This window comes from Bacillus sp. MRMR6 (assembly GCF_001940785.1).
Lineage (GTDB): Bacteria > Bacillota > Bacilli > Bacillales > Cytobacillaceae > Neobacillus.
This window is the reverse complement of record NZ_MSLS01000010.1, coordinates 65249-84913: the sequence shown is the minus strand read 5'-3', so window position 1 is coordinate 84913 and position 19665 is coordinate 65249. Positions and strand designations below refer to the sequence as shown.

Sequence of the window (19665 nt, the reverse complement as noted above, 5' to 3'; positions counted from 1 at the left end):
GCCAAATTCAACTCCTGAGTTTTGAACTCAGAAGGTGAATGAAGGTAAGTCTAGACCATTTCATCTAGTTGGTCATAAAGCTTGTCACGTTCTTTCTCCATTTGTTTCAATTCAGCATAATGAAGTTGGAGCGAGTCTAATTCAGTCATTGACTCCATCGCCTTCTTGAAGGAATGAATTGCCTCTTCAATATTTTCAAGCTTTTTTTCAATTTCTTCCGTACCAGTGATCCGTTTTGAAACATTACTATCAATGGTTCTAGTCACACTGCTTCTTACCTGTTTCCTAAGTAAACCTTCTTTACCATCCATTTGAATAAGCTTTTCTTTTGCCCAATTGTAATTTCCATGAAAAAAGGTTAATTTTCCATCTTTTAGCCAATATATTTTCTTGAAAATTTTATTTAAGAAATATCTGTCATGAGAAACAGCTAGAATTGAGCCATTAAACTTTTCTAATGCCTCTTCTAGAACCTCGCATGAATCAAGATCTAGATGATTAGTCGGTTCATCCAAAACCAATAGATTAATATCCTGATACATAAGTTGGGCAAGGCGCAGCCGCATCCTTTCGCCTCCACTCAATTGATGAACCTTTCGAAAAACTGCCGGACCATAAAATAAAAATCCTGCTAAAATATGCCTTGCTTCCCCTTCGTTTACGTGTACTTCAGAACGAAATACATCAATCAGCCGCTCATTTCCAATGCCATGGAATACATGTTGTGAGAGATAGCCTATTTTCACACTATCTCCAACTTTAATCATTCCTTCGTCGGCGGAACACTCTCCCAGAATTAATTTTAAAAGAGTGGATTTTCCAGTACCATTTTCACCGACAATTGCGGTTCGGTCCTTATATTGGACGAGCATATTAACGCCTTCAAAAAGATTTTTGCCAGCAAAGCTTTTCGAGACATTTTCCATCACAACCACATCTTTACCACTTCTGTCGCTAGCTTCAAATTCAACCGCCATTTTCTTAACGTCTATTACCGGACGGTCCAGTTTTTCAATGCGGTCAAGAGCACGCTGCATATTAGTTGCCCTCCGATGTAGTGCTGCACTTGGCGGGTTTGAACGATTTGCCCAATCTCTTAGGCGCTTTATCGCTTCTTTCATTTTTTTAATTTTCCGCTGTTGTTCTTGATATTCTTGAAACTCCCTTAATAGCCGCTCTTCTTTTTCTTTCAAGTACCCGCTAAAATTGGTATGGTAATCGGCCATTTCTCCATCTTCCAATTCGGCTATTTTTGTAACAACCTCATCTAAAAAGGAACGGTCATGTGAAATAAGAACAATGGTCCCGGTATAGTCCTTCAAAAATGCCCCTAACCACTCAATAGCTTGTAAATCTAAGTGATTAGTTGGCTCATCGAGCAACAAAAGGTCAGGCTGCCTCAGCAAACTTAAGCCTAGACCAACTTTTGTTTTTTCACCACCGCTTAGAAGTGAAAAAGGCTTATCAAGTAAGGAGGTAAGATGTAAACCTTGAGAAACTTTATCCAGCTGGGCTTCCATTTCATAACCCCCATTTAATGTAAACTCATCCTGCAATTTACCGTATTGATCCATTAATCGCTGGAGCTGATTTGGTGTTACTTCCTGACCCATTTCAAATTCTAACTCTCTAAGTTTACTTTCTATCGGTACCAACTGGTCAAACGCGGTCAATAACACTTCTCTCCCCGTTAAACTTTTATAGTCTGGTATTTGTGCTAAATAACCTAATTTCAAACCCTTTTTCCAATGGATTACTCCTTCATCCACCATTTCATGCTGCGCCAACAACCGTAACAAAGTGGTTTTACCGCTTCCATTCCTCCCGACAATCCCTATTCGGCTTCCCTCATGTACCTCAAAAGATAAATTATTAAAAATTAGGTTCCCACCGAAGGACTTGGCTATATGGTTAATACTTATAAGAATCATGTTTTTTCTCCTTTTTGAACCTCCAACCACAAAAAAACCGCAAGCATCTAGAGATACCCGCGGCCTAAAAGGCATGAAAAAAGAGTGCGTTCATGCACTCTCCACCAATCCTGTTTTTTGGGGTAAAGAGATGTTTTATCGTTCTACTTCCACTATGCAGTTTTCTAAAAAAGGCAGACTTCCCCCTTTGAAAACTACTTCATGAAAAATTGCACGGCACAAATATAAAGCTTCAAGCCATTGTACACGTACAAAAATAGAACGTTTCATCTCTTTACACCTCCGTTTCACTTCAAGATATTACCATTGTAATTTTTTCCTCACTGGTTTGCAAGCCTATTTTCATGTCCTTAGAAATTTTTTCCGAGATCCAAATCTCCGGCGATAAACGAACTTCCGGTAATCCTCCTCCTTCATTTTCCCATCAGCGGCAGCAAATAATAATGACTGATACTCTCGATAGTTTTCCATGACAAAAAGGGCAAACTCCTTCCGTTCGCCCATTGCTTTGTTTTTAAACTCTTCAAGCTTGAGAATTTCATTGATTTGACTTTCGAAAAAAGCCTTTGTATCTTCCCATTTTTGCTTTCGGTTTTCAAGTATATCCTGAGCATACTCAGGAAGCTTATCAATCACCTGATCAATATAACCTTCTGCCCACATGAGCATTTTATCCTTTTCAGGTAGTTCCATCACCATTCTCATTAGTTCAAGTTCATCTGCTTCTTCCCTCGCTGCATACTTCCCTACCTGATTCATTTCTTCCATTCACCCTTTTTAAATTGATTTCCTTTAACCGATTCATACTCTCAAGGGAATTCTCAATATCATACTCATTTTTCTTCTCTTCAAGCCATGCAGAATACTCAGTCTTCATTTTTTCATCAAGTAAGATTTCCTTTATTGCCGTAATTATGATCATCATAATACACTCTTTTCACTAAGACATTAATATTATGATATCCATAATCTAACTAACATTGTATTCCTTCTAATAAAAGACATGCTCCTAAACTTATTTGTTTAAGTTAACCGTTAGCGTGGTTGACTCTCCATCACGGTAAACTTCAACCTTTACTTCATCCCCTACTTTTACTTTCGTATATAAAAACCTTCTTAATTCTGATGCAGTTTTAATTTTCGTATCATTCATGCTGACAATGACGTCTTTTACCTGTAAACCTGCATTAGCTGCTGCAGAGTTCGGTTCTACGGTGGTGATGATTACACCTTCTGAAACATTATTTGGCCAATATAATTGAGGAATTTGTTCTAAATCTGCCAGACCAACCCCTAAATACGGCCGCTCAATTTTTCCGTTATTAATTAACTCATTCACAATCGGAATTAAATCGTTACTTGGAATCGCAAATCCTAGACCTTCCACACCGCTATTTGAAATCTTTAAACTGTTAATCCCTATGACTAATCCTTGTGGATTAATTAGTGCTCCTCCGCTATTTCCAGGATTAATGGCCGCATCTGTCTGGATAACATTTGTTTCCCAATTACCCGCAGAAGTTTCAATTGATATAGATCGGTTGATCGCACTGACAATTCCTTGTGTTACGGTTCTAGATAAATCAAGTCCGAGCGGATTTCCAATTGCGAATACCTGATCCCCTGGTCTTAGTGACGAGGAATCACCAAATTCAGCCGTCGCATCTACGTATTTTGCATCAATCTTTAATACTGCAAGGTCGGTCAGGGCGTCCGTTCCTACAATCTCCCCTTCAACCTTTTCTCCATTATAGAGAGAGATTTCTAGTTTAGATGCCCCCTCCACCACGTGATTATTCGTCACGATGTAGGCAGTATCCTTATTCTTTTGAAAAATCACTCCAGAACCTGTCCCACTTTGTATACTTTGTGAAGATGAGTTCCCATATATCGATCTATTTTGTAACTGTTGGTAATTAACAACACCCACGATTGTTTTAGACAGCTGCTCGACCGTGTCCGCGATAGAGGATGTATTCGTCACAGCTGATGTTGGTACTGCTTTTACGGTTGAAGTTCCTTCTAGTTGCTTGCTGCCGATTGACTGGCTTTCTACATTTGTAAAGTTTTTAATATAGTCGGTGTGTGGTAGAATTGTTAAGGTCAAAACTGACCCAATAATCCCTGCTGCCAGCGTCGATGCAAATCCTTTTAGATTTTTTTTCTTGTTACTTTTTTTCATTTCTACCCTGTTATAAATCAATGATTCCTCAGTCGCACTTATTACAGCTTCTATATCATCCAACAACTTTTCATCTACACCTTCATTTATATCTGTACGCTCTTGGTTTAACGTATTTTCATTCTCAAATTCATCCTTGTTACTCATGGCCTTTCTTCTCCTTTGCACGATTTCTGTTTTTATTATTCTTATCCCTAATTTAACCAATAATTATGACAAAACTATTAACAATCTATAACATGAATTGGAAATTATTAAGAAGAAAATGGGATTTTTTGACCTAAAAAAAACCATAGGCTTAGCCTACAGCTTGATTAGTCATTCGAATAATAAATTTTGACCCCTTACCTTTCTCACTAAGGACGTCAATTTCACCATTATGGAGCATGATTAGTTGTTTAACAATTGAAAGCCCAAGACCAAATTCTCCATATGGATTGCTCGTCCTAGAAATTTCCGCTTTGTAAAACCTGCGCCAAATATTTTGGACTTCTTCTGGGTCTATACCGATTCCAGTATCTTCCACTTCAATAATAGTTAAATCCTGCTCCATTTTCCCTCTTAACCAAATCGTACCATCTGTCGTGAACTGGATGCTGTTTTTGGTAATATTGATGAGGATTTGAACAAGACGGTCGTAGTCAGCGTAGACCATGACATTTTCATCGGCTTCTACAATAATCTTTACGTTTTTTTCTTCTGTTTGAACAGATAGCTGTTCTTGGATAATTTCAAGGAGTTCTAAAAGCTGGATCTCTTCCCTATGTAATTGGATTTGATTAGACCGAATTTTTTCATAATCTAAGTTTTCATTTACAAGGCGAATGAGCCGCTTTGCCTCCTGACTCACAAGGTTTATTCCACGCTCTTTATCTTCTTCAGGGATCATATCGTTTCTCAGTCCTTCGATGACTCCGCTAATGGTCGTTAACGGTGTTCTCATTTCATGAGAAACATCAGCCATAAACTGTCTTCTCCGGCTCTCAAGGTTTTCAATTTCCTCCATGGAATAGTTTAGCTTTTTCACCATATGGTTAAAATCATTGGCTAATTCACCAATTTCATCAAAATTGGAGGAAGGAACATGAACATGATAATCACCTGCAGAAACAAGCGAAGTTGCTTCACGCAGCCTTTTAATCCGATTAACATGGATTTTGGATAATAACCAGCTAAGCAAAAAGGAAACTGCCAATGCAATTAGTATCGTATAAATGAGAAATTGGTTCACTTCACGAATCATACTACTCAGACCGCTGATCGGCGAGGTTAACAAGATGCCGCCAAAGAACGCTCCACGGTCCATAAAGGGAAGGACGACAAAGGTAACCCCGTCCTGATTGAATCGTTTATAATCACTTTGAACAATGATTGTTTTCCCTTGAGTGATTTTCTCCCACTCAGAGGGCTTTAACTCAATGGCCGGTCCTTTTTTTCCAACTGCATACAGATACCCCTTTTGATCAAACAGACTAAAACTAATATTCCTTGATCGTAGTACATTACTATACTGATTAATAATCTGCTCTGATGCGATCGGGTTACGGTCAATATCCTCACTAATGGCTTCCCCATAAGCGATCAATTCATCTGCTTTACTTTCATATACTAAATTACTGACATAATAAGCAAACAATAGACTTAAGATGAGGAAAGCGACGACAATGATACTAATATGGCTAATAAACTGTTGAAAAATATATTTAATTTTTATCTGCTTGAATCGACTCATCAAACTTATACCCTACTCCCCATACAGTATGGAAGAATGGCTGAGAGGTGGTTTCTACCTTTTTCCTCAGCCGTTTTATGTGGACGTCAACGGTCCGTTCATCACCATAGAATTGATAGCCCCATACCCGCTCTAAAAGCTGTTCACGCGAAAATACTTGCTTTGGGTGTTCTACCATATAATAAAGTAAATCGAATTCCTTTGGGGTTAAGTTCATAATCGGTACACCATCAACTAGTACTTCCCTTGTGTTCTTGCTAATTTTAAAATGTTCCGACTGCAAGAAATCATCTTTTTGATTGGTGAATTGCTGTGTATGAACCCTTCGTGTCACTGCCTTAATTCTCGCCATTAGAGTAAGTGGACTGAAGGGCTTCGTAACATAGTCATCTGCACCCATTTCCAGCCCTAGCACTTGATCGGACTCTGTGTCTTTAGCGGTGAGCATGATAATGGGTACAATATGTTTTTCTTCTCTTATTTTCCGACAGATGGTGACGCCATCCATGCCAGGCAGCATCCAATCAACAATTAATGCATCCCAAGTGCCACTTTTAAACCGGTTATAGCCTTCTATACCGTCGTTAACAAATTCACCCTCTATCCCTTCCTTAGCAAAAAACATCTCAATCATTGAGCAAACACTCTTATTATCCTCAATTACTAATATTCTCAAAATCGTTCAACTCCTAATGCAATAATTAAATAGAGGTCCTTTTCTTCAGTTTAAACGATTTTCCATTCATATCAACTATCGGGATTAAACTTCTCCATTAATTAATAGTTTGTTCATAGTTTGGCAATAATCCATCATCATGATGGTTGCATAGCAACAAAAAAAGAGGCTTGAAGGAATCTTCATTAGCCTCTTTCTATACCTATGAAATTTTAACGGAGGCTCCTGAGAATAGTTCGATTGCATTTGCACCTATCATTTTGTCGATTTGTGCTTCGGTTATCCCATTATCACGAAGGGATGGGAGAATATTTTGGAATAGATGCGCTGGGTGCCAATTCCCCATAATTTGAGCTACCTGATCATTCATAACAGGCGGCCTTCCCAGCCAAACGGTGATGCTGTCATGAGATAATAGGATTTGGTCCTCATAGCCATCTGCCAATAAAGTCAATAAAGTCGTTACTCTTTCATGATCAAAAGGGGCTCCAACTAATACTTGAACACCAAAGCGGTCGAAACCAATACGAACACCCTGATCCATCACTTCTTTATGATAATCTGGGTTTGTATTCCCGCACATATGGCCAATAATAATTTTACTCGGATTGACCCCAAGTTCAATGAGCAGCTTTGCTTGTTCAGGTCCCATTGTTCCTTCCTGCGTATGCGTGAGGATTACAATACCTGTTTCTTGATGGATCCTTGCTGCTGCCCGGAAAAACATCTTCTCATACTCTGTTATTTCATCCTTACTAGATGCTAACTTAATAATCCCAGGCTTAATCCCTGTTCCTGCAATACCATCAGTAATTTCCTTTTTAAACATTTCATAAATATCCTCTTCAGCCGTTCCTAACCCTTGACGAAGTTTAAAGTATGGGGGTGCACCTTCGCCTTCATAGTAATATCCTGTTGCACAAATAATTTGCAATCCTGTTGCTTCAGAAATCTTCTTTAAAAACAATGGATTTCTTCCACACTCATTTGGAGTAGGGTCAACAACAGTATGAACACCAAAACTCATCATTTGCCTTGCAGCACCAACTGCAGCTTCTAAAGCTTCCTCTTCATTAAAAGCTCCTAAGGTAATATCTCCATGAAACCCTGGATAACCAAATGCAAAGTGTTCGTGAATCAGAGTTTTACCTAATTGATTAACAGAAATCGGACCTGTTACGGTTTCAACCATAAACATAAAAATCACACCCCATATCTATAATTATGGTACTAATATTAATTTCCCAGTCGTTTTACGTGACTGCAGGAGACGATGTACCTCGGCAGCTTCTTCTAACGGATAGACACCACCGATCATAAGCTTTAATTTCCCCTCACCTAGATAAGTCAATAATTCTACTAAACTAGGCTGAAGCAATTCTGGTTTTCTCATAATCTGTGGCAGAAAGAAGCCGATGACAGATTGATTTCTAGCCATTAGGGAAGCAGGATAAAAACGACTTTGCTCTCCGCTTGCTGCACCAAAAACGACTAGCCGTCCAAAGGTAGCAAGGCATTTAATGGTTTTATTAAAAACATCACCGCCCACCATTTCGAGTGCAACATCTACCCCTTTACCACCAGTCGCTTCGAGCACTTGCTCTACCCAATCTGACTCAGTGTAATTAATCAGGACATCTGCCCCCATCTCACGTGCAAGTTCTAATTTTATTGAGGAACTTGCCGTAGCAATAATTTTGCCAGCACCAAACAACTTAGCCAATTGGACGGCAATCGTACCGACACCACCTGCTGCAGCATGAACAAGAACGGTCTCACCTTTTTCCAAACGCCCCATCGTCTTTAATACGTGGTAGGCACTTAATCCTTGTAACGGTAAGGCAACAGCCGTTTTAAAATCTAAATGCTCAGGCAATGGTATAAGCCCCCTTGCATCTGCTAGAGCATAATCAGCATAACCGGCTGATTCAATTAGTGTAACCACTCGTGTACCAGGCTTTATGTTCGTTACCTTTTCACCAACTTCCGTAACAATACCTGCAACTTCTGCTCCTGGAATAAACGGGAGTTGGGTTTTAACGACATATTGACCCTCCCTTCGTGCTGTATCTGCGTAATTAACACCTATAGCCTTGATTTCGATGAGTACTTCATGGCCTTGTGGAACTGGTTTGTCAATTTGGACAAGGTTCAGAACCTCAGGCCCTCCAAATTCTTTTAATTGAACCGCTTTCATAAAACATTCTCCTCTATTATCTGCCTTTGAATACAGGTTTTCTTTTTTCTTTAAAAGCCGAAACACCTTCTTTGTGGTCTTCTGTCTCGACCATTAATGCTTGTGTCAATCTTTCTTGCTCGAGTATTTCTCCAAGGGTTGATGTAAACGAACGTTCTACCAGTTTCTTTTGTTTACCCATAGCTTTCCCTGGACCATGCGCTAATTTTAATGCTAGTTTAGTAGTCTCTTCTTGAAGCTTTTCTAATGGAACGACACGATTAATGACCCCTAATTCGTATAATCTTTCCGCAGGAATGGGTTCTGCACTAAATAAAAACTGCTTTGCTAAATGCGGACCAATTAATTTTGGTAAAAAGTATGATCCTCCCCCATCAGATACAAGTCCCACTTGAGAGAAACTAAGCACAAATTTACTGCCCTCTGCTGCTAAAATCAAGTCACACGCTAACGCTAAATTAAATCCCGCACCAGCGGCAAAACCATGTACCGCAGCAATAATTGGCTTTTCTGTATCTTTCATAGTAAGAATTAGTTCATTTAATTTGCCAACATGCTCATAAACATCACCAGGGCCTCCCTGCCCCATTGTTTTTACATCACCGCCTGCACTGAAGGAACGGCCAGCCCCTGATAATACAATCGCTTGGAGATCAGGGTCATTTTGAGCATTTACTAACGCCTCCTTTAAACCTAAAATCATTTCAGGGCTAAAGGCATTTAGGCTTTCTGGTCGATTTAGTGTTAACGATAAAACTGGACCCAATTTTTCTACTATTAAATGTTCTTGTACCACACGCATCTTCCTCTCATTTTTGATTTATTTAATAAGCCAGCCTCCGTCAACAAGTAAATCTGTCCCCGTCATATATGAGGCCTCACTTGAGGCAGCAAAAGCGATAACATTAGCAATTTCCTCAGGAGTTCCCACCCTCCCGAGAACTGTATTTTTTTGGATAGCTCTTACAAATCTCTCATTTTGCAGACCTTTCTCGGTTAGTGGAGTCTCAACAAAACCTGGTGACACAGAATTAACACGTATAGCATAAGGAGCTAACTCAAGTGCGAGTGACCTCGTGAAATTAATAACTGCAGCCTTTGCTGCGCTATAATGGGGAATTTCTGCACCAGCCTGATGACCTGATAGGGAGGCTACGTTAACAATCGCCCTGCTGCGCTCCTCACGCTCCGAGCCAGCGGCCATGATTTTCCCTAAAGCTTTTGATACTAAAAAGACACTCTTCAAGTTCACATCCTGCACATAATCCCATTCTTGCTCGGACATTGACAAAATCTTGGTATTAGCAGAACCCCCTGCATTATTAACTAGAATATGAAGATCTCCATATTGCTCCTCCATATATTCTGCTAGTTCCCGCACATCTTCTGCATCTGTCACGTCGGCTATAAAGATCTCTGCCATGGGAGTTTTACTGCTCTGGTTTATTTCGCGAGCAGTTTCCTCAAGCTTAACTTTGGTCCGCCCCACTAGGATTACCTTTGCTCCTTCCCTAGCAAGACGAAGGGCTGCAGCCTTTCCGATACCGCTTCCGGCTCCGGTTACTAAGGCTATCATCTGTAAAAATCTCAATGTACTACCTCCTTTCGTTACCTGATTACGGCTTTTCATGGGCAACAATGGTTGCATGTTCGATTAAAGTTTTTACTTTGTAATTTAGGTTTGCAAATCGAATATCACTAGTCTGGCCCTTCTTGTAGCGGTAATAAATTTGCTGACAGATGACCGCTAATTTAAAGTAAGCAAAGGTTAAGTAGAAGTTCATATTCGTGATATCCCGGCCACTTTTCTTGGCATACTGTTCAATAAATTGATTTCTTGTGAAGAAGCCTTCCTGAACCGTAAGAGACGCCGTACCTAAGCCTTCTTTTAATTGTTCAGGGTCATTTGCTTGTGTCCAATAACCAAGGGCTACACCAAGGTCAGCTAAAGGATCACCTACTGTACTCATTTCCCAGTCAAATAAACCAACCATATCGGTAATGTCCTCATTAAACATTGCATTATTAAATTTATAGTCATAATGAATAATAGCCGCCTCAGACTGTGTTGGAATGTGAGTAGTAAGCCACTTTATCAATAAATCAACAGAGGGTATTTCTTCAGTCATTGCCCGGTCATAGCGGCCAATCCAACCATGAACCTGCCTTTTGATGAAGCCATTTGGCTTACTGATTTCTCCTAGCCTCGTCGCGCTGTGATCAATTGAGTGAAGCTCGACCAACTTATTAACCATTACATTTGACAGTTGCTCACAAAGCTCCTTCGTTACTTTGACCTCTTTTGGGAAGGCAGTATCAATGACTATGCCTTTTTTTCTTTCCATGACGAAAAATGGACTCCCGACAACTTCAAGTTGGTTGGAAAATAAAATCGGCTTGGGTGCAGCTTGATAGACAGGATTTAGTTCAGAAAGGATTTTATACTCCCGTTCCATATCATGCGCTTTCGGTGCAACTGGCCCTAGTGGCGGACGTCTTAAAACGGCTTCCCAAACACCTATCTTAATTTGATAAGTTAAATTGGAGTGCCCTGCAGAAAACTGTAAAAGCTCAAGAGGCCCATTTGGAAGGTCCTCGATCTTGCTCCTTAAAAAATGTTCGAGGACGGTTAGGTTTAATTCTTCCCCTTTACGAACAGGAATGGTATCACTACTCATTTGATGAGGCATTCGACTACCCCCATTTCGGAAAATTCAGTATATTCCACTCATACTCCCACACAGAATGAATGATTATGCCCTAACAAAATAATGTTGCAGACCTTCTATTAATAATTCAGGAAGAGGCTCGCTTTGCTGTTTATCAAAATCAAAATAAACCATAATTGCATTCCCTTTAGCAATCAATTCTTCTGTTTTTTGATCAATCATATCATGCTCGATTTGGAAGCTTTTTGTTCCAATTTTAGAAACGTACGTTTTAATATTTAGAGTTTGATTAAAGTATCCTTGACTAACAAAATCACATTTAGTAGATGCTAGTATAAACTTCCAGTCACCCGTTTCCATGTTATATCCTAATGTCTCAAAGAAACGAATCCTCGCTTCCTCTAAATAAATAAAATAACTAGTGTTATTGATATGCCCAAGCGCATCCGTTTCACCAAATCGGACATTTACTTGTATCTCGTGCATGATTTTATCCACCCTTTATCCGTTAAAATTCAGTACCTGATTGGATAAAAATAGTAAATAAAGAGGGTCTTATTATGTAAAACAAAACCCTCCTGAATATTATTTTAAATCCGAATCCCTTCTAATATCATATCTACAAATATTTCTGACACTTCACGGTCACTAGAAGCGCCATCAGGCTTAAACCATTGATAACTCCAATTTGCAGCACCAAGAACTCCAAATGTAATAATCGGTGCATTAAGGTTTGCTCTAAACTCACCGTTTTTCATACCTTCTTTAATTAATTGTTCGATATTCATCCGGAATTGGTCACGTTTCGTAATCATACACTCGAGCCGATCTTCACTTAGATTTTTCATTTCTCTAAAGAAAATCTTGGCTGCAGATCCTTGGTTCTTAATACTGCTAATCAACAAATAAACCATTTCATAAAGTTTTTCCTTGCAGCTCATGCTTTTCTTTAAAATCTGTTCTTGGCGAAACAATAAATCATCAATATATCCAAGATTAATATCCATTAAAAGTTCTTCTTTACTAGAGAAGTAATAGTAAAATGTTCCTTTAGTGACTCCAATGGAATCTACAATATCTTGAATGGAGGTCTCAGTAAAACCTTTTTTCTCAAACAAAAGGATGCTTTGCTTTGTTAGCTTATCTTTCACAACATATGTCCTCGCAATCTGTTATATATCTTTCGAAAAAATTATACCATATTCTATTTCTCTCCTTTACCCGATCAATCTTATACCATTTCTACTTTTTTATTGTTTCTTCTCTTAAGGAGCGACGAAGTATTTTTCCAACTCCCGTCTTTGGAAGTTCTCTCCGAAACTCGACACTTCGAGGAACCTTATAGGCTGACATGTTTTGTTTGCAATATTGAATCATTTCATCTTCCATAGCAGTTTGACTAGCCTTCAAGACAACGAAAGCCTTAACGTCCTCCCCACGATAAGGGTCTGGAACTCCAATTACAACAGCCTCTTGGACCGCTGGATGTTCATACAGTACCTCTTCGATATCTCGAGGATAAATATTAAAACCGCTTGCAATAATTAGATCTTTTTTTCTGTCTACAATATATAAGTAACCATCCTCATCTACTTTTGCAATATCTCCTGTAAAAAGCCAGCCATCTCTAAGGGTATTCGCTGTTTCCTCGGGCATATTCCAATAGCCCTTCATTACCTGCGGACCCTTAATAACAACCTCACCAAGTTCACCAACAGGGACTTCCTCGGACCCAGTTGCAATATCGACAATTTTGTAATCGGTAGAAGGCATCCCAATTCCTACACTGCCTGGTTTACGAGCGGCGAATGGAGGATTACAGTGTGTGGTTGGTGATGCCTCCGATAAACCATACCCTTCCAAAATCTTTGCACCTGTTTTTCTCTCAAACTCTCGGAGCAGTTCAACGGGCATCGGAGCACTACCGCTGTTACAGGTTCTAATACTATTAAGACCATATTCTTCCGCACGCGGATGGTTTGTAATGGCTACATACATCGTCGGGACACCTGGGAAGGATGTAGGCTGTTCATTTTTAATCGTTGTCATGACTTCCTCAAGATCAAAACGTGGAAGCATGATCGATTCTGCACCCGTAAGGATAGACAGATTCATACATGAGGTCATTCCAAATACATGGAAAAGAGGGATTACGGTTAAACAGCGTTCTTTTCCAAATTCAAACTCATGTTTAAAGAACTCGTAACATTGCAGTACATTTGCTACAATATTCCGGTGGGTAAGCATAGCACCTTTCGATCTGCCTGTTGTCCCTCCAGTGTATTGAAGGACAGCCACATCATGCTCAGGTTCAATCTCAACAGGAGTTACTTTTCCATTTCCTTCCGTTATAAATTGGTCAAAGCCGCGATCAGGAGCTAGTTCCTGACCAGCTGGCTGGAAGCTGACAATAATTATATTTTTTAAATTTGTACGTGACTGCACACTTTTTACTCTTGGATAGAAAGCATCAAACACAACAATCGTTTCAGCCCCAGAATCATTTAAAATGTACTCTAGTTCTCGCTCAACCGACATTGGATTTACTTGAGTAATAATGCCTCCTGCTCCCAAACTTCCATAATAAGAAATTACATACTGTGGGCAATTTGGCAGCATAATGGCAATTCTATCGCCTTTTTGAACATTATTTTGTTGGAGTGCAGATGTAAAGGCTTGCGATAGACCTAGTAATTGTTGATAGCTTATTTTTTTACCATAGAATGATAGTGCATTGTTAGTGGGATACTTAGAAGTTGTTTCTTGAAGAATTTGCCCTAGATGTTTGTTTGGGATATTAATTGTTTTTGAAACTGTTTCTGGATATTGTGCATGCCACGCTTTAACTTCTGTCATTCATATTCCTCCTAAAATGTTATAGATTAATTAAGATCTAAAAAGTAAGGCCGCCCCCGTCAACAGACAAGGTAGTACCCGTAATAAATGAAGCTTCATCAGATGCTAGAAATAATATAGCGTTGGCCACTTCATCTGGAGTACCAATTCTTCCAAGTGCATTTGCTCGTGAGATAATTGGCCATTTCCGTTCATCCTGCTTCCAGCCATCAATAATTTTGGTATCGATCACACCTGGTGCAATCGCGTTGACACGTATATTAGACTTCCCATATTCCAAAGCAGCATTTTGTGTTAAAAGCACGACTCCAGCTTTAGATGCATTGTAGGCTGCTTGATATCTCTTACCTTTCAAACCTAGTAAGCTTGAAGTATTAACAATAGCTCCACCGCCTGATTTAATTATCTCAGGTACTGCATATTTGATTCCTAAGAAGACCCCTTTTAGGTTGATGTCTATTACTCGGTCCCACTCTTCTTCCGATAAGTCCACACTTTTCACTTCAGCATGAGCTATACCAGCATTATTGACTAGAACATGGAGTCCACCAAAAGTAGTAGTACAAGCATGGACTAATTGTTTTATTTGATGTGAATCCTTCACATCTGTTCTAACAAAAATCGCTTCACCACCGGATTCTCGAATGGTGGAAACGGTCTCTTCCCCGATAATTGAGTCAATATCGGCTATTACCACTTTCGCTCCTTCCATGGAAAATCGAACAGCTGTTGCACGCCCTATACCACTGCCACCACCCGTTACGATTGCTGCTTTTCCGTTTAATTTCATTTCTTTCACAGCCTCTCTACTAATCTGCCAATCTATTATTCGTATTTTTTTAATTCTAGCTTAGCCACTTGGGCACGATGCACCTCATCAGGTCCGTCCGCCAATCTTAATGTCCGCGAACTTGCCCACATAGAAGCAAGCGGGAAATCATCAGATACACCTGCTCCTCCAAATGCTTGAATGGCACGATCAATCACTTTTAGAGCCATCGAAGGTGCTACCACTTTAATCATCGCGATTTCTGTTTTGGCTTCCTTATTTCCAACCGTATCCATCATATAGGCTGCTTTTAAGGTAAGAAGCCTTGCCTGCTCAATTTCAATTCTTGAATCTGCAATCCATTCACGAATTACTCCCTGGCTAGAGAGAGGCTTTCCAAAAGCAACTCTGTTTTGAACACGCTTACATAAAAGTTCAAGCGCACGCTCAGCTGCCCCTATTAATCTCATACAATGATGAATTCTGCCAGGTCCTAATCTACCTTGCGCAATCGCAAAGCCCTTACCCTCTCCCCAGAGAATATTGTCTGCGGGAACCCTTACATTATCATAAGTAATCTCTCCATGACCATGTGGGGCATGATCATAGCCAAACACTGGGACCATCCGTTCAATTTTAACTCCCGGTGTATCAAGCGGTACAAGGATCATCGATTGCTGTTCATGCCGATTTGCACTCAAATCTGTTTTTCCCATCACAATGGCAATCTTACACCTAGGATCACCAGCTCCAGAAGACCACCACTTACGGCCATTAATCACGTACTCGTTCCCATCTCTCTCAATTCTAGCTTCAATATTGGTTGCATCTGAAGACGCAACATCAGGCTCCGTCATCGAAAAACATGAACGGATTTCTCCTGCTAATAATGGTTTTAACCATTTTTCTTTATGTTCTTCCGTACCATATCTAACAATAACTTCCATATTTCCCGTATCAGGAGCTGCACAGTTAAATACCTCTGGACCAATGGGTGATCGTCCCATAATTTCACAGAGAGGAGCATATTCGAGATTTGTTAACCCTGCACCGAATTCACTTTCGGGAAGAAAAAGGTTCCACAGCCCTTCAGCCTTTGCCTTTTCTTTTAACTCCTCCATGATCGGAGGTACTGCACTCCAACGACTTTCTTGCTCATCTAATTGCTGAGCATATACCTTTTCATTTGGGTATACGTGCTCTTCCATGAAGTTAGTTAGCCTGACCTGTAACTCTTCTACTCGCTTTGAGTAAGAAAAATTCATCTTCTCCACCTCTTCCTACATACTAACCAGTTGGTATGTCACAACTATTATTATACCTCCAAATTTTAGATATTCATATTCCTTTCTAAATATTCTAACAAATAAAAACCTCACAAACAATATTTTTGAGAGGTTAAAACCGTTTATTGACCTTCTTTTGCTTGTTCATTATTTCATAAGACTTTTCAATAATGTCCGTTAAAACATCCCCTTTATAAACTCTCCCTAATTTAAGGTTTTCTTGATAATAAACAACAATTTCATCAAGCTTATCTGAAGTTTCCTTTGCAATCCTCACATTCAATTGGATCCTTTCGTTTCCTGTCAAAAAAAACCACTCCTATCATAAATATAGCAAGATGCTAGCAAGCTTTATATTTCGTGTCATTACAACTAAGATATATTGATATTCTACAACAACTTAAGACATTTTCCTTAATTTTTTTAAAAAGTTACATGAAAAGTAAAATATTGACGATATTAACGTAAGGGAGGTTTCTGTAATGTTAATATCGTGGATTTTGGGGACATGGTTACTAGTTCATCAAGCAACCCCTCCTGATCAATTAGTTATAATGAAAGATGGTCAACCGATTACTACGATAAGTAGATCTGAATACTCTATTTATAGTAGTGGAATACCGATTATAAATTCGAAGAAGTTTGATGAGTTTACTGAGAAATTAAACCACCTAGTATCTAGGCCGGCTAAAAACGCCTCCTTAGATAGTGCAGATAACATTATACCTGAAATTGCAGGTTCAACAATCAACAAACAGGCCTTTACGGAGAGTTTTTATGATTACTTTTTTGGACATAAAATGACTGAACTGGAACTGCCCATACGTCCAATCTACCCAAGGGTTGATAGTGAATTACTTTCGGAGATTCGGAGCAAACGCATTGGCCGATATTTAACATCCTTTAATCCGCGTAATAGAATGCGGACAACCAATATTGACTTAGCTGTTGAAGCCATTAATAACTATGTCGTTTTTCCTGGTGAAACTTTTTCCTTTAATCGTGTTGTTGGAAAACGCACAGTTGAGAAAGGATATAAAAAAGCTAAAGTCATTGTACGAGGAGAATTTGCTGAAGATATAGGTGGCGGTATCTGCCAGGTTTCTTCCACTTTGTTTAATGCCGTTGACAATGCAGGCCTGCAAATTACACAACGTTTTTCTCACAGTAGAAATGTCTCCTATATTCCTCCAGGGCGTGATGCAACCGTTAGCTGGTACGGACCTGATTTTGAGTTTTTAAATAATTATAACCAAGCTGTTTTAATAAGAGCAAAAACAGTCGGACACCTATTGGTAATTAAACTTTACTCTTCAGATATAATTGAATACGAACCTAAAAAAGTACCTTTTCCACCATTATAAAAAGTCCGCAAAAGCGGACTTTTATTTTTTTTCTTTGCTATTTAAAGCACTCGCAAGCAGTTCATCGGAAAACTCAGTTAAGGCAGCATTGTTCATCGTACCCATTTTAGGAGCGAAGTTCTCAATGGCATTTTGAAAAGGAGTTGTAAGATCCCTTCTTCGACCTCTTGTCAGTCCTAGAATGGCTGCACTAACACCTAAGCCTAAAAGAGATGCCCACATGGTTCCTCTCCCTCGTCTTTTGTTCTTGAACATACTAACGAATGGAAGCAGTTTCATTAAATTTCTCACCATAGCACCCCTTTACCATATTTTAAATGGAAAGTTAAGATCAGCTTCCCAAACTTATTTTGTGCATATTTTGAAAGAATATGTTTGGAAAACACGGTGTACTTTGTCATTTATTAGAACAAAGCTGGGTAGTTCCTTTTATAGTTTTTTAATCCTGATGGGACTCACCATAAGAAGCGCAAGTATAACAGTGATTAAAGTGTTACTGTAGAGGAATATTCCCATAGTCGCAACCATTAAACCTGCTGCTGTTATCGGTAGGCCGATAAAGTGGCCAACTGTTGGTTTCACATTAAATTTCGCTAACCTCAGTGCCCCCATTGTTGGAAATAGCATAAATGCCAATGTGGTAAATGGAGATGGAGCATGTAAGGAATAGAATAGAAGTGCAGGTGCAACCCCTAAACTAACGATATCAGCCAAAGAATCAAGTTCAACACCCAACTCACTGTTCACCTTTAACTTTCTAGCTATTTTACCATCAAAAAAATCAAAAGCAGTAGATAAAAAAATACACAAAGCAGCCGCACGATAATACCCATTCATATTAAAGGTAATGGAAAATACCCCAGATAATAAGTTCCCGATTGTAAACAAATTAGGTATTGCTTTTAAAAATTGGTTAGTCAAGGCTTCTTCTCCTTTTTTCAGCAATCCCCTCTATCCACTTAGCTTTTTCCATAATTACAATGCTTATTCTTCTATTTGCTTTTAATAAAGTTTTTGAAAACGCATACGTTTTTTCTAACAGCAATATGGATGTATATATTGAGGGTCTCGTTAGAAAATAGTATAGAAAGGATTGGTGAAAGGGATGGATCAAACCTTAAAATATCTTCGGGAAATTTTATCAAATTACACAGATGAACATCATCCTACTGGCAGGCATATTTATCGTAAATTAGCAGATGGCGATTTCCATTCTGAGGGTGATTTTGTCCGAAAATTAACTCAAAATGAGATTGAATTTCTCAATAAGATTTTACCTAACGAAATTAAACACGCCCAAGAGGAACAGGACGATAAAAGAGCTTATGAATTAAATGAAGTGTTTGAGCTCTTATTTTAAGGAAAATGAAGAGATGACAGGATATGCCATCTCTTCTACGGGAAATAGTCAGACTATTTATTTCCGAGGCAACCGCAATCTACGACAAAAGACGATTCAAACAGATAAAAAACCCTTCAGCATACGACAAGAAATTCATTTAGTTCGTTATTTTCGCTGGAAAATCTGTTTAATAATTGGAATATGTTGGAGAAATGAAAAGGCTGCCTCAACTTAGAGACAGCTCCTTGGGAATTAACCTCTTAGGGGACCCAACCATTGACACAGCCAAATATACTTCTTACTAAACTTTTAGTCGCTATAACAGTCTAAAAGAAGTTCAGAGCTAAGCCGATGTGTGTTTTGTTCCGTTGAAGGAATTAATTCACATGGTATTAAATGGAATTCAAATCCCTTAAAGAAACAACTTACTCGGGTTGTTGATTAACGATGAGACTCAATCCTCTTTTGGCAAGGCTTCTTGGCAATGTTCTTTAAATTTAGAAAGATTTCTTTAATTATTTGGTAAACAGTAATTTTACCAACATACTTGTAAATTTTCAGTTAACTTTCCTTCATCCATGGAACTAGCTGAGATTCGAATTTAATCCAAGTATCAAATAGGTATACTCTATTTGACTTTGTATTATTAGGTTTTATGATC

General features: G+C 39.0%; 22 protein-coding genes. 2 read left to right on the top strand and 20 right to left on the bottom strand.

Annotation, left to right across the window (positions count from 1 at the left end; all coding sequences use genetic code 11):
* Positions 1-50 precede the first annotated feature (50 nt).
* The 18 genes from abc-f to BTR25_RS11945 all read right to left on the bottom strand — a co-directional run bounded on the left by abc-f (position 51) and on the right by BTR25_RS11945 (position 16605).
* Positions 51-1931, bottom strand: coding sequence for a ribosomal protection-like ABC-F family protein (abc-f, locus tag BTR25_RS12025; protein WP_075688318.1), 1881 nt, complete (start codon positions 1929-1931; stop codon positions 51-53).
* Positions 1932-2066: 135 nt separating this feature from the next.
* Entirely contained in the window at positions 2067-2201 is a 135-nt protein-coding gene (locus BTR25_RS28435) for an RAxF-45 family protein (protein ID WP_303046828.1), read from the bottom strand.
* Between the two features lie 72 nt (positions 2202-2273).
* Positions 2274-2690, bottom strand: coding sequence for a hypothetical protein (locus BTR25_RS12020; RefSeq protein ID WP_075688317.1), 417 nt, complete (start codon positions 2688-2690; stop codon positions 2274-2276).
* Entirely contained in the window at positions 2647-2856 is a 210-nt protein-coding gene (locus tag BTR25_RS12015) for a hypothetical protein (RefSeq protein ID WP_139311226.1), read from the bottom strand. The genes BTR25_RS12020 and BTR25_RS12015 overlap by 44 nt, the downstream gene beginning before the upstream one ends.
* 90 nt (positions 2857-2946) lie before the next feature.
* A complete protein-coding gene (locus BTR25_RS12010) occupies positions 2947-4260 on the bottom strand; it encodes a trypsin-like peptidase domain-containing protein (RefSeq protein ID WP_083652344.1) in 1314 nt (437 codons plus the stop codon).
* A 151-nt stretch (positions 4261-4411) separates the two neighbouring features.
* Positions 4412-5845 carry a sensor histidine kinase gene (locus tag BTR25_RS12005; RefSeq protein WP_083652343.1) on the bottom strand — a complete coding sequence of 478 codons (1434 nt, stop codon included), beginning with the start codon at positions 5843-5845 and terminating at the stop codon, positions 4412-4414.
* Complete coding sequence (locus tag BTR25_RS12000; RefSeq protein WP_075688315.1) at positions 5817-6521, bottom strand: response regulator transcription factor; 705 nt, start codon at positions 6519-6521, stop codon at positions 5817-5819. The genes BTR25_RS12005 and BTR25_RS12000 overlap by 29 nt, the downstream gene beginning before the upstream one ends.
* A gap of 202 nt (positions 6522-6723) precedes the next feature.
* Complete coding sequence (locus BTR25_RS11995; RefSeq protein ID WP_075688314.1) at positions 6724-7719, bottom strand: phosphotriesterase family protein; 996 nt, start codon at positions 7717-7719, stop codon at positions 6724-6726.
* A gap of 24 nt (positions 7720-7743) precedes the next feature.
* Positions 7744-8718, bottom strand: coding sequence for a quinone oxidoreductase family protein (locus BTR25_RS11990; protein ID WP_075688313.1), 975 nt, complete (start codon positions 8716-8718; stop codon positions 7744-7746).
* A gap of 16 nt (positions 8719-8734) precedes the next feature.
* Positions 8735-9520 (bottom strand): enoyl-CoA hydratase/isomerase family protein, encoded by a 786-nt coding sequence (locus BTR25_RS11985; protein ID WP_075688312.1) that lies wholly within the window; start codon positions 9518-9520, stop codon positions 8735-8737.
* An 18-nt stretch (positions 9521-9538) separates the two neighbouring features.
* Entirely contained in the window at positions 9539-10309 is a 771-nt protein-coding gene (locus BTR25_RS11980; RefSeq protein ID WP_075688311.1) for an SDR family NAD(P)-dependent oxidoreductase, read from the bottom strand.
* A gap of 25 nt (positions 10310-10334) precedes the next feature.
* Positions 10335-11408: a phosphotransferase family protein gene (locus tag BTR25_RS11975; RefSeq protein ID WP_254842692.1), complete on the bottom strand. Its 1074-nt coding sequence runs from the start codon at positions 11406-11408 to the stop codon at positions 10335-10337.
* A gap of 63 nt (positions 11409-11471) precedes the next feature.
* Positions 11472-11873: an acyl-CoA thioesterase gene (locus BTR25_RS11970; protein ID WP_075688310.1), complete on the bottom strand. Its 402-nt coding sequence runs from the start codon at positions 11871-11873 to the stop codon at positions 11472-11474.
* A 104-nt stretch (positions 11874-11977) separates the two neighbouring features.
* Positions 11978-12538, bottom strand: coding sequence for a TetR/AcrR family transcriptional regulator (locus BTR25_RS11965; protein WP_075688309.1), 561 nt, complete (start codon positions 12536-12538; stop codon positions 11978-11980).
* 91 nt (positions 12539-12629) lie between these two features.
* Complete coding sequence (locus tag BTR25_RS11960; RefSeq protein ID WP_075688308.1) at positions 12630-14243, bottom strand: long-chain-fatty-acid--CoA ligase; 1614 nt, start codon at positions 14241-14243, stop codon at positions 12630-12632.
* A 37-nt stretch (positions 14244-14280) separates the two neighbouring features.
* On the bottom strand, positions 14281-15033 hold the full coding sequence (locus tag BTR25_RS11955; protein ID WP_075688307.1) for an SDR family NAD(P)-dependent oxidoreductase: 753 nt from the start codon (positions 15031-15033) through the stop codon (positions 14281-14283).
* Positions 15034-15068: 35 nt separating this feature from the next.
* Positions 15069-16277, bottom strand: a complete 1209-nt coding sequence (locus BTR25_RS11950; protein WP_075688306.1) for an acyl-CoA dehydrogenase — start codon at positions 16275-16277, stop codon at positions 15069-15071.
* A gap of 133 nt (positions 16278-16410) precedes the next feature.
* Complete coding sequence (locus BTR25_RS11945) at positions 16411-16605, bottom strand: hypothetical protein (protein ID WP_075688305.1); 195 nt, start codon at positions 16603-16605, stop codon at positions 16411-16413.
* Between the two features lie 175 nt (positions 16606-16780).
* Between BTR25_RS11945 and BTR25_RS11940 the strand changes: the two genes are divergently transcribed.
* Positions 16781-17662 carry a VanW family protein gene (locus BTR25_RS11940; protein ID WP_075688304.1) on the top strand — a complete coding sequence of 294 codons (882 nt, stop codon included), beginning with the start codon at positions 16781-16783 and terminating at the stop codon, positions 17660-17662.
* A 21-nt stretch (positions 17663-17683) separates the two neighbouring features.
* Here the strand turns inward: BTR25_RS11940 and BTR25_RS11935 are convergent, their stop codons facing one another.
* Positions 17684-17956, bottom strand: coding sequence for a hypothetical protein (locus tag BTR25_RS11935; protein WP_075688303.1), 273 nt, complete (start codon positions 17954-17956; stop codon positions 17684-17686).
* Positions 17957-18091: 135 nt separating this feature from the next.
* Positions 18092-18583 carry a CDP-diacylglycerol--serine O-phosphatidyltransferase gene (gene pssA / locus BTR25_RS11930; protein WP_075688360.1) on the bottom strand — a complete coding sequence of 164 codons (492 nt, stop codon included), beginning with the start codon at positions 18581-18583 and terminating at the stop codon, positions 18092-18094.
* A 184-nt stretch (positions 18584-18767) separates the two neighbouring features.
* Between pssA and BTR25_RS11925 the strand changes: the two genes are divergently transcribed.
* Positions 18768-19022: a sigma-G-dependent sporulation-specific acid-soluble spore protein CsgA gene (locus BTR25_RS11925; protein ID WP_075688302.1), complete on the top strand. Its 255-nt coding sequence runs from the start codon at positions 18768-18770 to the stop codon at positions 19020-19022.
* The last annotated feature ends 643 nt before the right edge of the window (positions 19023-19665 follow it).

Bases quoted from the DNA above. Each gene is read 5' to 3' on its own strand.
- BTR25_RS11995 (WP_075688314.1), bottom strand. From the start codon at position 7,719: ATGTTTATGGTTGAAACCGTAACAGGTCCGATTTCTGTTAATCAATTA.
- BTR25_RS28435 (WP_303046828.1), bottom strand. From the start codon at position 2,201: ATGAAACGTTCTATTTTTGTACGTGTACAATGGCTTGAAGCTTTATAT.
- BTR25_RS11940 (WP_075688304.1), top strand. From the start codon at position 16,781: ATGTTAATATCGTGGATTTTGGGGACATGGTTACTAGTTCATCAAGCA.
- BTR25_RS12020 (WP_075688317.1), bottom strand. From the start codon at position 2,690: ATGAATCAGGTAGGGAAGTATGCAGCGAGGGAAGAAGCAGATGAACTT.
- BTR25_RS12005 (WP_083652343.1), bottom strand. From the start codon at position 5,845: ATGAGTCGATTCAAGCAGATAAAAATTAAATATATTTTTCAACAGTTT.
- BTR25_RS12010 (WP_083652344.1), bottom strand. From the start codon at position 4,260: ATGAGTAACAAGGATGAATTTGAGAATGAAAATACGTTAAACCAAGAG.
- BTR25_RS11955 (WP_075688307.1), bottom strand. From the start codon at position 15,033: ATGAAATTAAACGGAAAAGCAGCAATCGTAACGGGTGGTGGCAGTGGT.
- BTR25_RS11935 (WP_075688303.1), bottom strand. From the start codon at position 17,956: ATGGTGAGAAATTTAATGAAACTGCTTCCATTCGTTAGTATGTTCAAG.
- BTR25_RS11960 (WP_075688308.1), bottom strand. From the start codon at position 14,243: ATGACAGAAGTTAAAGCGTGGCATGCACAATATCCAGAAACAGTTTCA.
- BTR25_RS11950 (WP_075688306.1), bottom strand. From the start codon at position 16,277: ATGAATTTTTCTTACTCAAAGCGAGTAGAAGAGTTACAGGTCAGGCTA.
- BTR25_RS11975 (WP_254842692.1), bottom strand. From the start codon at position 11,408: ATGCCTCATCAAATGAGTAGTGATACCATTCCTGTTCGTAAAGGGGAA.
- abc-f (WP_075688318.1), bottom strand. From the start codon at position 1,931: ATGATTCTTATAAGTATTAACCATATAGCCAAGTCCTTCGGTGGGAAC.
- BTR25_RS11990 (WP_075688313.1), bottom strand. From the start codon at position 8,718: ATGAAAGCGGTTCAATTAAAAGAATTTGGAGGGCCTGAGGTTCTGAAC.
- BTR25_RS11925 (WP_075688302.1), top strand. From the start codon at position 18,768: ATGGATCAAACCTTAAAATATCTTCGGGAAATTTTATCAAATTACACA.
- BTR25_RS12015 (WP_139311226.1), bottom strand. From the start codon at position 2,856: ATGATGATCATAATTACGGCAATAAAGGAAATCTTACTTGATGAAAAA.
- BTR25_RS11985 (WP_075688312.1), bottom strand. From the start codon at position 9,520: ATGCGTGTGGTACAAGAACATTTAATAGTAGAAAAATTGGGTCCAGTT.
- BTR25_RS11970 (WP_075688310.1), bottom strand. From the start codon at position 11,873: ATGCACGAGATACAAGTAAATGTCCGATTTGGTGAAACGGATGCGCTT.